This window comes from uncultured Sulfitobacter sp., assembly GCF_947502895.1.
Lineage (GTDB): Bacteria > Pseudomonadota > Alphaproteobacteria > Rhodobacterales > Rhodobacteraceae > Sulfitobacter.
The window spans coordinates 18,832-32,048 of sequence record NZ_CANNBM010000006.1 but is presented as its reverse complement, the minus strand read 5'-3'; the positions used below and the strand labels follow the sequence as shown (position 1 = coordinate 32,048).

The 13,217-nt window shown below is 55.5% G+C and carries 13 protein-coding genes; 5 read left to right on the top strand and 8 right to left on the bottom strand.

The window, feature by feature from the left end; translation table 11 throughout:
• Positions 1-56 precede the first annotated feature (56 nt).
• From Q0903_RS17510 to Q0903_RS17500, 3 genes are all read right to left on the bottom strand, one after another.
• Positions 57-1,205 (bottom strand): aminomethyltransferase family protein, encoded by a 1,149-nt coding sequence (locus Q0903_RS17510; protein ID WP_299417464.1) that lies wholly within the window; start codon positions 1,203-1,205, stop codon positions 57-59.
• Positions 1,206-1,365: 160 nt separating this feature from the next.
• Positions 1,366-1,536 carry a hypothetical protein gene (locus tag Q0903_RS17505; RefSeq protein WP_299031238.1) on the bottom strand — a complete coding sequence of 57 codons (171 nt, stop codon included), beginning with the start codon at positions 1,534-1,536 and terminating at the stop codon, positions 1,366-1,368.
• 21 nt (positions 1,537-1,557) lie between these two features.
• Complete coding sequence (locus tag Q0903_RS17500) at positions 1,558-2,973, bottom strand: ammonium transporter (RefSeq protein ID WP_299031240.1); 1,416 nt, start codon at positions 2,971-2,973, stop codon at positions 1,558-1,560.
• 211 nt (positions 2,974-3,184) lie between these two features.
• On the opposite strand from Q0903_RS17500, the gene Q0903_RS17495 reads away from it, so the two are divergent.
• The 4 genes from Q0903_RS17495 to glnT all read left to right on the top strand — a co-directional run bounded on the left by Q0903_RS17495 (position 3,185) and on the right by glnT (position 7,552).
• Positions 3,185-4,114, top strand: a complete 930-nt coding sequence (locus Q0903_RS17495; protein WP_299031242.1) for a glutamine amidotransferase family protein — start codon at positions 3,185-3,187, stop codon at positions 4,112-4,114.
• Position 4,115: 1 nt separating this feature from the next.
• Entirely contained in the window at positions 4,116-4,799 is a 684-nt protein-coding gene (locus Q0903_RS17490; protein WP_299031244.1) for a GXGXG domain-containing protein, read from the top strand.
• Between the two features lie 11 nt (positions 4,800-4,810).
• Complete coding sequence (locus Q0903_RS17485) at positions 4,811-6,157, top strand: FMN-binding glutamate synthase family protein (RefSeq protein WP_299031246.1); 1,347 nt, start codon at positions 4,811-4,813, stop codon at positions 6,155-6,157.
• Between the two features lie 66 nt (positions 6,158-6,223).
• Positions 6,224-7,552, top strand: a complete 1,329-nt coding sequence (gene glnT / locus Q0903_RS17480) for a type III glutamate--ammonia ligase (protein WP_299031248.1) — start codon at positions 6,224-6,226, stop codon at positions 7,550-7,552.
• Between the two features lie 35 nt (positions 7,553-7,587).
• Here the strand turns inward: glnT and Q0903_RS17475 are convergent, their stop codons facing one another.
• Positions 7,588-7,986: a hypothetical protein gene (locus Q0903_RS17475; RefSeq protein WP_299417461.1), complete on the bottom strand. Its 399-nt coding sequence runs from the start codon at positions 7,984-7,986 to the stop codon at positions 7,588-7,590.
• A gap of 145 nt (positions 7,987-8,131) precedes the next feature.
• Here Q0903_RS17475 and Q0903_RS17470 point away from each other — a divergent pair, with 145 nt between their 5' ends.
• Entirely contained in the window at positions 8,132-9,466 is a 1,335-nt protein-coding gene (locus tag Q0903_RS17470) for an NAD(P)/FAD-dependent oxidoreductase (RefSeq protein WP_299417459.1), read from the top strand.
• Positions 9,467-9,502: 36 nt separating this feature from the next.
• Here the strand turns inward: Q0903_RS17470 and Q0903_RS17465 are convergent, their stop codons facing one another.
• From Q0903_RS17465 to Q0903_RS17450, 4 genes are read right to left on the bottom strand one after another with little or no spacing between them, the layout of a single operon-like run.
• Positions 9,503-9,949: a hypothetical protein gene (locus Q0903_RS17465; RefSeq protein ID WP_299417457.1), complete on the bottom strand. Its 447-nt coding sequence runs from the start codon at positions 9,947-9,949 to the stop codon at positions 9,503-9,505.
• Positions 9,946-10,344 (bottom strand): group II truncated hemoglobin, encoded by a 399-nt coding sequence (locus Q0903_RS17460; protein WP_299417455.1) that lies wholly within the window; start codon positions 10,342-10,344, stop codon positions 9,946-9,948. The genes Q0903_RS17465 and Q0903_RS17460 overlap by 4 nt, the downstream gene beginning before the upstream one ends.
• 2 nt (positions 10,345-10,346) lie before the next feature.
• The gene (locus Q0903_RS17455) at positions 10,347-10,718 is read right to left on the bottom strand and encodes a hypothetical protein (protein WP_299417453.1); all 372 of its coding nucleotides are present in this window, start codon (positions 10,716-10,718) and stop codon (positions 10,347-10,349) included.
• The gene (locus Q0903_RS17450; RefSeq protein WP_299417452.1) at positions 10,715-13,084 is read right to left on the bottom strand and encodes an aminomethyltransferase family protein; all 2,370 of its coding nucleotides are present in this window, start codon (positions 13,082-13,084) and stop codon (positions 10,715-10,717) included. Before Q0903_RS17450 ends, Q0903_RS17455 begins: the two co-directional genes overlap by 4 nt.
• Between the last annotated feature and the right edge of the window lie 133 nt (positions 13,085-13,217).

Below are 13,217 nucleotides of genomic sequence, written 5' to 3'. Positions count from 1 at the left end.
GGAGTACACTTCAAATGGTAGAAGGGCGCAGGATATTCTCCCGCGCCCCGATCAGATCACCCCTTGGCGGTGCGCACTGATTTGTCTTTATCATAGAACGGCATCTCTTCCGCTGTCGCAGCAAGCTCGGTCCCGTCAGGCTGCACGACCGTCAGCTTGGTGCCTGGCTTGGCTGCATCCGGATCAATGCGCGCAATCGCTACACTGTATCCGTTCAGCTCCGAAGAGAGACCATAGGTTATAACACCGATGTCTTTGCCGTCGCGCAGCACGCGTGCATGCATTTCCATCTGGTCCATGCTGTCGCTGAGTTGAACACCATAGATTTTGAACCGCTCTTTGCCTTCGGAAGCATAGTGGTTTTCGGCACCGATAAAGCCTTCTTTGCCAGGCGAGACTGTGAACTCCAGACCCAGCTCCCACAGCGTGTCGCCACATGGCTCATCCGCAAAAGGGAAGGTTTCGGAGTTATCACCGGGATAGAACAACAGATAGCTTTCAATGCGCAGCATATCGAGGGTCGAGAACTGGCACGGGCGCACACCCATATCCTTGCCCGCGTCCAGAATATTGTCCCACAGATGCACAGCATCCTTCGCACGGCAGAAAATTTCGTAACCACGCTCGCCCGTATAGCCTGTGCGGCTAATCATAACATCACGGCCAAACAAACGCGTCTGCATGATGCCGAAATAGGCCAGATCGCGGATCGCCGGAATTTCCTCGGCCAGCAAGTCAACCGACAGAGGCCCCTGCAACGATAGGTCATGCAAATCGTCATCAAACAGAACGCTCACGTTCTTGTTGGCAGCAACAGTGCCCAATTGCTCTAGCCCGATGCCAGTACCCAGTACGACCATCCATGAATTCACCGCGAGGTGATAGATGATGCAGTCATCTACAAACTTGCCATCCGCGTTCAGAATAGACGCATAGGTTGAACGCCCAGGTGCGATCTTTTCCACATTGCGGGTTGTCACACGGTCAATCACATAAGCCGCATCGGCACCGACCACATGCGCTTTCTTAAGGCCCGACACATCCATCAGCCCCGCCTTGGTGCGGATGGCCTCATAGTCTGCTTTCGCGCGTTCGGGCGTGTGGTCATAGAACCACGCAGTCCCCATGCCGTTCCAGTCCTCCAACTCACCGCCAATGGCTGCGTGACGGTGTGCAAGTGCGGAATGTCTCCATAGAATGGCCATGTGTGTGTCCCCTGTTAACGACTCTTTTCTGTTGTGCGGTATTCAGCCCCAGCCCCGTTCAAAAAGCAAGAATAAGAAGCAACTTTTTTTCCTGATAGGCAAAAAGCACGAAAGGGCCGCCAATGCTGGCAGCCCTTCCTCTTGTATCATGTGTTCGGCCCTAGCGGTCGAATGTTTTGGCCTTGGCTGTCTCGGACCGTTGGCCAATTACCAACACGACCACACAGATGACTGCGGCGATGAACGTGGTTATCCCGGGCATCGCGCTGCCCCAACCCATGAACATTGCACCGTCAACGGCACTCCAAGACGCTTCTTCATATGGAAACATGAGTTTCTCCTTTGATTGTAATCATTCTGCAGGGTGAGCTGGTGTGATGGGGGCTTCGCCACCCCATTCAGGATAGCCTTCAGCAGGCACTTTCACGAGGTCCATACCAGCAAGTTCAGCCCCCTCACGCACCCGCAGCATCCCGAGCTTGTTGAGGATCCACGAGCAGGCATAACCCGGCACAAACCCAAGCAGGAAGAAGACACCCGCACCAATGATCTGACCCAGTAGGTTGATCGTCGGCACTTCGCCTGCAGCACCTTGCAGCGAGGGATAACCGGCACCCCAGATACCCAGCATGATCACACCGTACAAACCGATCGTACCGTGAACAGTCACGGCGCCAACCGCATCATCAATTCCGCGATTCTCCAGCCAGTCCGCACAAGGCTTGAGGATCAAACCAGCCGAGAATGCGATGATAAAGGCCATCGCGGGAAAGTAGATGTCCAGACCAGAAGCGGTAGAGATGATACCCGCGAGTGCGCCAGACATCATCCAGAACGGATCACGCGTGAACAACCACGAACCGATGATGCCGCCGGCTATTGCCATCAGGATGTTAAACGACAGCGCAGACAAAGTGATTGGCGTGCCATAGATCGTCGCCATCTTGTCACCGTACCACGACCATGCTTCGCCCGGAACGATCACACAGGCCATCAAGAAGCCCCAGAACCCCACAATAATAAGCATCAGACCGACAACGGTCAGCGGCATATTGTGGCCTGGAATGTGGTTGGCAGAACCATCGGCGTTGAACTTGCCGATGCGCGGCCCAAGGTTGATGAGAACACCCAAAGCAAAGAAGCCAGCAACAGCGTGCACAAGGCCCGCAGCACCAAAGTCATGGACGCCCCACTGTGTGACCAACCAGCCATCAGCGTGCCAACCCCAAGCGGCGGCAACTACCCATGCGAATGAGCCAAGCACAACAGCAAGGATGATAAAGCCGATTGTCTGGATGCGTTCAATCACAGCACCCGACATGATCGACGCCGTTGTTGCAGCGAACATGGCGAAGGCACCAAAGAATACACCCGAGGCATTATCCGCAATGTTCGGCCCCATGTATTGGGCGCCGTCACCCCATCCAAGCGCGATGGAGGCCGCATATGCGCCACCAGAGATACCAGCAGGTCCTGCCGATCCGGTGAAGCCTGTTGGCAGCGCCCAGTACAGATACCAGCCAAAGAAGTAGAAGGTTGGGATCATAAACGCGAACGCGAGGATGTTCTTCACACCTGACGACAACACATTTTTGAGCCGCGACGATCCCATCTCGTATGCGAGGAAACCCGCATGAATGATAATCATTAACGGAATGGTGATATAATAGAACATTTCCGCAAACATCGTGTTGGTGACAACCGCCCCTCCACTTGCTGCCTCGAGTTCTGCCAGTTTAGCGGCAAGTTCGGCAATTTGTTCTTCCATCGTTTAGTCCCCACATTGGAATTCTGTTGGCCGCAGCTCTGTTTTTTTTGTTGTGGCTGCTGCGGCATGTTAAACACGATCTTTTAAATCAGCCTAGAATTTTTTGCCTAAAGTGAAAAATTGTTTCCTGATGGTTGAGTTCTTTTAAATTGGTGATAGCGTTCAGCTGAAGTGCGACATCTGGGTCGCGTTGTGAGTCGGGGAAGAGAATATGTGCGGAATCGTTGGACTGTTCCTGAAGGACAAGTCGCTGGAGCCACATCTGGGTGAGATGCTGACATCGATGTTGATCACGATGACAGATCGGGGCCCTGACAGTGCGGGGATTGCAATTTATGGTGGAGGAACAACGGGTCGCACCAAAATGACCGTGCAGTCCGATACACCTGACACCTCCTTTGCCGGGCTTGATGGAAGGCTGTCGAAAGCGTTGGACGGCACAGTAAAGATGTCAGTCAAAAGCACCCATGCGATTTTGGACCTTCCAGCTGGTACAACGGCAAAAGCCCGTACCGTTTTGCACGAAATCGACCCCGCTATCCGGGTAATGAGCCGTGGAGATAGCCTCGAAATTTACAAGGAAGTTGGGCTTCCCAAGGACGTTGCTGAACAGTTTGACCTGTCAAAGATGTCTGGAACCCACGGAATCGGGCATACGCGCATGGCCACCGAATCAGCAGTGACGACAATGGGCGCTCACCCGTTCAATACAGGTGATGACCAGTGCTTGGTCCACAACGGATCGCTGTCCAACCACAATTCGCTGCGCCGCAAACTGCGCCGCGACGGCATCCATATCGAAACCGAGAATGATACCGAAGTCGGTGCAGCCTACCTCACATGGCAAATGCAAAACGGCGCAACGCTGGGGCAAGCACTGGAAAGTTCACTCGATGATCTGGACGGTTTTTTCACCTTTGTCGTCGGGACCAAAGACGGCTTTGGCGTGGTACGTGACCCGATCGCTTGCAAGCCTGCGGTAATGGCCGAAACCGATCAATATGTGGCTTTTGGCTCGGAGTACCGTGCGCTCGTTGATCTGCCAGGGATCGAAAACGCACGCGTCTGGGAGCCAGAGCCGGCAACCGTCTATTTCTGGAGCCATGATGCGGCCCCCACCACCTCTGAAAAGGCCGCCTGATATGCAAACACTCGACCTACAAGAAATTGGCCTGCGCGAAGTCAACAAAACGCTGCATGCCCAGTCAGCCGAGACAAACCAAACGGCTTGGACCATTGAAAATGCAAAAGGAGCCCACGCAATCGCGTGTGGTTTGGATGCGCCCATCGAAGTGACGGTGAAAGGGTCCACAGGTTACTATTGCGCTGGCATGAACCAGCAAGCGACCGTGAACATTCATGGCTCCGCCGGTCCTGGAACCGGCGAGAACATAATGTCTGGCAAAATCGTCATCGAAGGCGACGCGAGCCAATACCTCGGTGCAACAGGCCATGGCGGCCTGATCGTCGTGAAGGGTAACGCATCTTCTCGCTGCGGGATTTCCATGAAAGGCGTCAACATCGTCGTTCAAGGGAACATCGGCCACATGTCCGCCTTCATGGGCCAGTCAGGCAACCTTGTTGTGTGCGGCGATGCGGGCGATGCACTGGGCGACAGCTGTTATGAAGCACGTTTCTTTGTGCGCGGCACTGTCAAATCACTGGGGGCCGATTGCGAGCAAAAAGAGATGCGTCCAGAGCATATCGAAATTCTGAAAGCGTTGCTCGACGAAGCAGGCATTGATGCCGACCCCTCCGAGTTCACACGCTATGGCTCCGCCCGAAACCTCTACAACTTCGACGTTGATAACGCTGCGGCGTATTAAGGATACATCAGATGAATGACCAAGACCCAAAGCGTATCCCGGCAACCACGCCCCGCCTGTCCGCGACATTTACACCCGATGTAAATTCGGACATCCGCCGCGCGGCAGCGACGGGCATCTACGACATTCGCGGCGGCGGGGCCAAGCGCAAGTTGCCCAGTTTCGACGATCTGCTGTTCATGGGTGCTTCCATTTCGCGCTACCCGCTCGAAGGCTACCGCGAGAAATGTGAAACTTCTGTCACTATCGGCGGACTGCACGCCGAAAACCCGCTCCACCTCGACATCCCGATCACGATCGCAGGCATGTCATTTGGCGCGCTTTCAGGTCCCGCGAAAGAAGCATTGGGTCGCGGCGCCTCGGCTGCCGGTACGTCGACAACCACTGGCGATGGCGGCATGACACCAGAAGAACGCGGCCACTCTAACAAATTGGTCTATCAATACCTGCCTTCGCGCTATGGCATGAACCCAGATGACCTGCGCCGCGCTGATGCGATCGAGATCGTGGTTGGCCAAGGCGCCAAGCCAGGCGGTGGCGGCATGCTGCTGGGTCAGAAGATTTCGGACCGCGTGGCCGAAATGCGTAACCTCCCCAAGGGAATCGACCAACGCTCTGCGTGTCGTCACCCCGACTGGACAGGCCCGGACGATCTCGAAATCAAGATCCTCGAGCTACGTGAGATCACGGGCTGGAAAGTGCCGATCTACGTAAAAGTCGCCGGTGCGCGCCCTTACTATGATGTCACTCTCGCGGTGAAAGCGGGCGCAGATGCAATCGTATTGGACGGGATGCAAGGGGGGACTGCCGCCACGCAGGACGTATTTATCGAACACGTGGGCCAGCCTACGCTTGCGATCATCCGCCCCGCAGTGCAAGCCCTCCAGGACCTTGGCATGCACCGCAAGGTACAGCTTATTTTGTCGGGCGGCATCCGCTCTGGCGCGGATGTGGCCAAGGCAATGGCGCTGGGTGCCGATGCTGTCGCCATTGGCTCGGCCGCATTGATTGCTCTTGGCGACAACGACCCCAAGTACGAGGCGGAGTATAACGCCCTTGGCACCACGGCGGGTGCGTATGATGATTGGCACGAAGGGCGCGACCCTGCCGGTATCACGACCCAAGACCCGGAATTGATGGCGCGTTTCGACCCCATCGAAGGGGGCCGCCGCCTCAAGAACTACCTCAAGGTGATGACGCTCGAAGCGCAGACCATCGCGCGCGCCTGTGGCAAAAACCACCTGCACAACCTTGAGCCAGAAGACCTCGTGGCACTGACAATGGAAGCGGCCGCAATGGCCCAAATTCCGCTGGCAGGCACCAACTGGTATCCTGGCAAACCCAATACATCTTACTAATCCAGAACGAGGGCGCGGCTGATTTCAGACCGCGCCCCATTTTTTCCACAACAGGGAACACATCGCATGGCAACTGACCTCGCAAAATTCGCCGAAGAAAACGGCGTCAAATATTTCATGATTTCATTTACCGATTTGTTTGGCGGACAACGGGCCAAGCTGGTCCCCGCCCGCGCCATAGCGGACATGCAAGAAGACGGTGCAGGTTTCGCTGGGTTTGCCACGTGGCTTGACCTGACCCCCGCACACCCCGACATGCTGGCCGTGCCAGACCCTGAAGCAGTGATTATCCTGCCTTGGAACAAAGAGATTGCATGGGTTCCGGGAAACTGTGTGATGGAGGGCGAGGACGTGGCGCAAGCCCCCCGCAACGTGTTGCGCAAACTGATCGCCGAGGCCGCCGAGGAAGGCATGCATGTCAAGACCGGCATCGAAGCCGAGTTCTTCTTGCTGACCCCCGCTGGCGACCAGATCAGCGATGAATATGATACCGCGACCAAGCCGTGTTACGACCAGCAAGCCTTCATGCGCCGCCTTGATGTGATCCGCGAGATCAGCGACCACATGCTTGAGTTGGGCTGGAACCCGTACCAGAACGACCACGAAGATGCGAATGGCCAGTGGGAGATGAACTGGGACTTTGATGACGCGCTCAAAACCGCGGACAAGCACAGCTTTTTCAAATTTATGGCCAAATGCGTGGCTGAAAAACACGGGTATCGCGTCACCTTTATGCCAAAACCAATCGAGGGGCTGACAGGCAACGGCTGCCATGCCCACGTTTCTGTCTGGGATGCTCCCGGTTCAGAATCAAAGGTCAATGTCTTTGCGGGCGAAGGCGAAGGCCAAACAGGCGAAGTCGGCCTGTCCGAGCGTGGCAAGCACTTCCTTGGCGGGATTATGAAGCACGCAAGCGCGCTTGCCGCGATCACTAACCCGACCGTGAACAGCTATAAACGGATCAACGCGCCGCGCACTATGTCAGGGGCTACATGGGCGCCAAACACGGTCACGTGGACAGGCAACAACCGCACGCACATGGTCCGCGTACCCGGTCCCGGACGGTTCGAATTGCGCTTGCCTGATGGTGCTGTAAATCCTTATCTGCTTCAGGCGATCATCATCGCGGCAGGCCTGTCGGGCATCCGTTCCAAGGCTGACCCAGGCAAACGTCATGACATCGATATGTATGCCGAGGGTCATACAATCACAGATGCTCCAAAATTGCCGCTTAACATGCTGGATGCGCTGCGTGCTTATGATGCGGACGGAGGGCTCAAAGCTGCCATGGGCGAGGAATTCTCTGCGGCCTATCTAAAGATGAAGATGCAAGAATGGAATGATTTCTGTAACCACTTCTCATCTTGGGAAAAAGCGAACACAATGGATATCTGATGGCGGCCGCCCTCTCGATCGCGAGGGGGCGGAGCCTAAGCCAGCCAACCAGACCGACGCGCAATCGTCGCGTACCAAAGCAGCGCCGCCGCGATCAATGTGGACAAAACCACGGGCGGTGCCAGCCCTACCAACAGCGTTATAAAAACGCCTGTCAGCAAAGTACCCATTAGCGAAAGAACAAGCACGGCAACGGCAACCTTGCGGCGCAACAGCATCAGGATGCAGCCCACCGCTCCGCCAAACACACCGATGGCAAAACCAGCCGTTGCCCACGCCGGCCGTGCCTTGATGATCAACTGGTAGCTTTCATGCATTTGCGCCACAGAAGCAGGGTTCGTCTGGGCGATGTAATTCATGCAGCCTGCCAGATACCAAACAAGCCCCAGACCAGCGGCAATCCAAAACGTAATATGTGGTTTTCTCTGGGTCATGCCGTTCATCCTTGCCACATTTACCGGACTTGAAGTGTGCCGTTTCTTTATGCAGAAAAATTTCCCAAAAGGAAAATAAGTTTACTCAAGGTCCCCTATGCATGTACTATCGAGGTGAACAATTTTACGCAGAGGAGCGCAGATCATGACAAAGAGAATTGCAATTATTGGAGCTGGACCCTCAGGGCTTGCGCAGATGCGTGCATTTCAATCTGCAGCATCTCAGGGTTCCGAAATCCCCGAAATCGTTTGTTTTGAAAAACAATCGAATTGGGGTGGGCTTTGGAACTACACATGGCGCACAGGTCTGGATCAATATGGCGAGCCTGTGCATGGTTCGATGTACCGTTATCTTTGGTCTAACGGACCCAAAGAGGGGCTGGAATTCGCCGACTATTCTTTTGAAGAACATTTTGGCAAGCAGATCGCATCCTACCCCCCGCGCGCCGTGCTTTTCGACTATATCGAGGGCCGCGTGAAAAAAGCAGGCGTGCGCGATTGGATCAGATTCGAGACCGCCGTGCGCTGGGTCGAGAAGGAAGGCGACAGGTTCAACGTCACCGTCTGTGACCTGCCCAACGACAACACCTACACCGAAGAATTTGATCATGTCATCGTCTGCTCGGGCCACTTCAGCACACCAAACGTCCCCCAGTTTGACGGCTTCGAGAGCTTTAAGGGCCGCGTTCTGCACGCCCATGACTTCCGCGACGCAATGGAGTTCAAGGACAAGGATATCCTGATCGTCGGCACCAGCTACTCCGCCGAGGACATTGGCAGCCAGTGCTGGAAATACGGCGCGAAAACCATCACCGTCAGCCACCGGACCGCCGCCATGGGTTTTGATTGGCCCGACAACTGGGCCGAAGTGCCATTGTTGACGCATGTTGATGGCAACACCGCCCATTTCAAAGATGGTACAAGCCGCGATGTGGATGCGATCATCCTGTGCACAGGCTACAAACACCACTTCTCCTTCCTGCCCGACAGCTTGCGCCTCAAGACTGCAAACCGTCTGGCCACCTCGGACCTCTACAAAGGGGTCGCGTATATCCATGAGCCCGACCTTTTCTACATCGGGATGCAGGACCAATGGTTCACCTTCAACATGTTCGACGCCCAAGCATGGTACATCCGCGATGTTATCATGGACCGGATCGCCCTGCCCGATGCCGACGCGATGAAGGCAGACGTTGCCGACCGGATTGCACGCGAAGACGCAGGCGAGGATGACTATGACGCGATCTGGTATCAGGGCGACTACATCAAAGAGCTGATCACCGAGACGGATTACCCCACTTTCGACGTCGAAGGGGCCTGTCAGGCGTTCAAAGAATGGAAAGGCCATAAGAAGGCGGGCATCATGACTTTCCGCGACAACGGCTATAAATCCGTGATCACAGGCACAATGGCACCCAAGCACCACACACCGTGGAAAGATGCGCTCGACGATAGCCTGGAAGTCTACTTGCAAAACTGATGAAAGAGGGCGGCGGCGGTTTGCCTGCCCCGCCCTCTACTTGGCGCTTTTGATGCGCAAAAATACGAATGTCTCGGACAGTGCCGCTTTGTCCTTGAGCGACACAGCCGCCATATGCCCCTCCGCTCGAAAACTCTGAAGCGCATAAAAATCGGGATGGTTCACGTCTTTGTCTTCGGTCATCTGAACCTCGGGGCCAAAGCACTCTGCAACGGCTGTACCCAACATATCAAATGCTATTTGCGCAGCGGGATCGCGGTACTCAAACGCCCACGTGCATCGGCGCGATGGGCCCTCGCCAAGGGTTATAAACTCGGTGCAAGTCGCTGGCGCTTTGATCTGTGGCAGCGTGATTGAGGCAGTTGCCACCTGCCCCGCCGCATCCTTGATAGCGTCGCAAAACGTGTCGGCCTGTGCGACCCCGGCCAACCCAATGGTCCCGCCACAAACGAGGGTGCGGCCCAAGGTCCGCAGAGCCCTCATGTGTCTTCCCAGTCCGCCACATCGTTGATCAGAACGGTCGCAACCCGCTGAAAAACAGCGCGCAGCTTGTCCACATGCGGGCCCTCGTGCCCTTCGTCGTCCAGCGCCTTGTTCATACAGGTCATCCAGTTATCCGCATCTTCGTGCCGGATCGGGACATGTGCGTGCATCAGCTTCACATCCATATGCCCGTATTTTTCTTTGTAATAGGGCCTCCCGCCCATGAAACCGGACAGGAAATTAAACTGCTCGGTGCGGGCATGGTCCACACCGTGCCCGCGTCCATGAAGACGGCGCAAGTTCGACCCCTCTGGCAATGTTTCGATAAGGTCGTAGAAATGCTCAACCAACAAACGCAGGCGGTCTTCGCCACCGATGTCGTCCAGTACTGACATAACTACTCCGTAATAAGCTGTTCACCTACAACAATCTTGAAGGGGGTTGGGGGCGTTGTCTTGCTCACCCAATACCAATCGCCTGCATATTCCATCACAAACCATCCCTCCCACTCCGTGTCATTGGGCCAGATGCTTTGGTATTCGTCGCCTTCCACACGCCACTGACCCCGCGCAGAGCGGGTGCCCTCCTGCGCATAGATGGTTGACCCATCTGGATCAAAATACTGGCGATAGCGCGTGCCGTCCCACTCCCCCACTGCCGTATTACCCGACAGCAGGACAGTGATCTCATGCGCGGCCAGTTTGACCGACTGCGCATGCACTGCACCCGCGCTGAGAACCAGCGCGCAGATGCAGGCAAAGCGCATCATGAGCGCGGGCGCGACTTGGTCGGGTCAAACGCCGCAAGGTTCTCGGCAACAACTGCTGGAATACGCTTTTGATGTCCGTCCAGCTTGCCGATTTCGATCGCCGTACCAGCTGCCGCATGCGCCACATCAATCCGCGCCATCGCAACGTTCTTACCCAGCAGAGGTGAACGGACGGCCGATGTGACCTCCCCAATCTGTGCGCGTCCAATATGGATACAATCGCCGTGAGCCACATCAACATTGCTGTCGATCTCGATGCCGACCATCTTGCGCATGGGGTTTTCCTTACGGCGGATCAGCGCATCGCGGCCCATAAAATCATCCGTCTTGGATTTGAGCGGCACAGTAAATCCGATGCCCGCCTCAAAAGGGTCTGTCTGGTCACTGAAATCATAACCCGCAAAGATAAGCCCCGCTTCAATCCGCACCATATCCAGCGCATCAAGGCCCATAGGCTTGATTCCGTGCTCTTGTCCTGCTTCCCAGATCGCATCAAAAATCTCGGCGCAATCCTTGGGGTGGCACATGACCTCATAGCCAAGCTCACCCGTATACCCTGTACGGCTGAGGACAAATGCAGTGCCGCTCTCGTTATTCAGACGCGCAGGCGTGAAGCGGAACCAGCCCAGCTGATCAAACTCGGGGTTGTGCGGCGCAGTCCAGACGATCTTACGCAACAAATCACGGCTCTCGGGCCCTTGCACAGCGACATTGTGCAACTGGTCGGTGGAAGAACGCACCTGCACTTTCAGCTCCAGCCTTTCTGCCAGCTCGCGCAGCCATTCACCACCGTAATCATTCCCGCCGATCCAGCGGAAGTTGTCCTTGTCCAGTCGGAAGACAGTACCATCATCGACCATGCCCCCATGCTCAAAGCACATGGCGGTATAAACCACACCACCCACAGGCAGCGTTTTCATATTGCGGGTAAAGGCGTATTGGCACAGCGCCTCGGCGTCTGGTCCCATAATCTCGAACTTGCGCAAGGGCGACAGATCCATCATCACGCATTTCTGACGGCAGGCGTGGTATTCCTCAATGGGTCCGGCATCAGCATAGCAGCTGGCCAGCCAATAGCCGTTATACTCCACAAAATTGCGCGTATGCTCGGCGAATTTCTCGTGGAAACCTGTTTGTTTAGTCATCTTCGGCTCCGAATCTGGGGTCACACGGGTCGCAATCGCCCGCTGGAATGTCTCTTTGCCGCTATAGGTGCGGACATGAATATCTGTGGGATTCCAACCGTTTGCGGCTGTTGTATCGTCAGGACAGGCGGAGCTTACGCAGACAATATCGGTCAATGCGCGCAGCAACACATAATCACCAGGACGTGACCACGGCTCATCCGCGTACATCACGCCATGTTCGTCCAGCGAAGTGTTGAAGAAAAAGTTAATCGCCATCCAGCCACGGCGCGGCGCAACACCGTAGTCTTTGAGAGCGTGATTGAAATTCGTCGAGCAATTAACATGACCCGGATAGCCGGTGTCGTTGTAGTATTTCTCGGTACAGGCCATAGCAAAAGCATCGTGACGGCCACAGGTATCCTGCACCACTTCAACAAGCGGCAGCATCTCCTGATCATAGTATTTCGCGTGTAACCCCGGCATCGGATAGGCGTGGCCCATCAACGTGCGGGTTGTGGTCACATCAAGCGCATGTTCGATCCCTTTGTCCAACTTGCGCGCGGAAAAACACTCAAAGTCAGAACACTGGCGTCCGTCCACATCAATAATCTGGATATAGTCCCCCGCTTTCACAAAGAACGATTCCGCCGTTTGGGTATGGACGCGGATGTCGGCAATCGGATCGGCCAGCGGATCAGGCAGCTTGAACTGCGTGTGCATCTTGATCGTCGCACGTTTGATCATCACCGTGAGCGGCGTTGCAGTGTTCTGACGCTCGAAATCCATCTTGTCACCGGGTGCGGCAATGATGACTGTCCCATCGCGCGAGGCAGTGAAGCTGGCCTCGGCCTTGGGCGGGCTGGTCGCCTCGAACAAATGCACAGCTTGCATTGCGCCCACATCAATCTTGCGCGCATCAAGTCCCATGCGCAGACCGCGCAAGGACTGATCATCGCCAGACAATAGCGCCTTCAGGCCGCCCGCATCCCCTTGCGATGTGGCGCCGATTACGCCCGCATCATTGCGCCCTGATGCATCAACAACAACGATCTCGCATTGCTGACCGCCTTCATCGTTTATCACCGTGATCTGATCGCCCGTCTCAAGCGGAATGAGCACTGCGCCCTGCCCCTCAACAACATAACGCTCTGTTCCGCGCGGCAGCGAAAACACATTCGGTTGAATGATTTTACTGGGCTTTGGTGGCCCCGGCTGTACTCTGGGGTAGTCGTCTAACATCAAATTCCTCCAACCACCCGCTGTTGCATGAGCGGAATAAATATTTAACAGTGAGAATACATACGCAAAGCGTCACATCAAACAAAATCGAACCAAATGACCGATCATCGTATAAATTTTATAGGCTGGATCC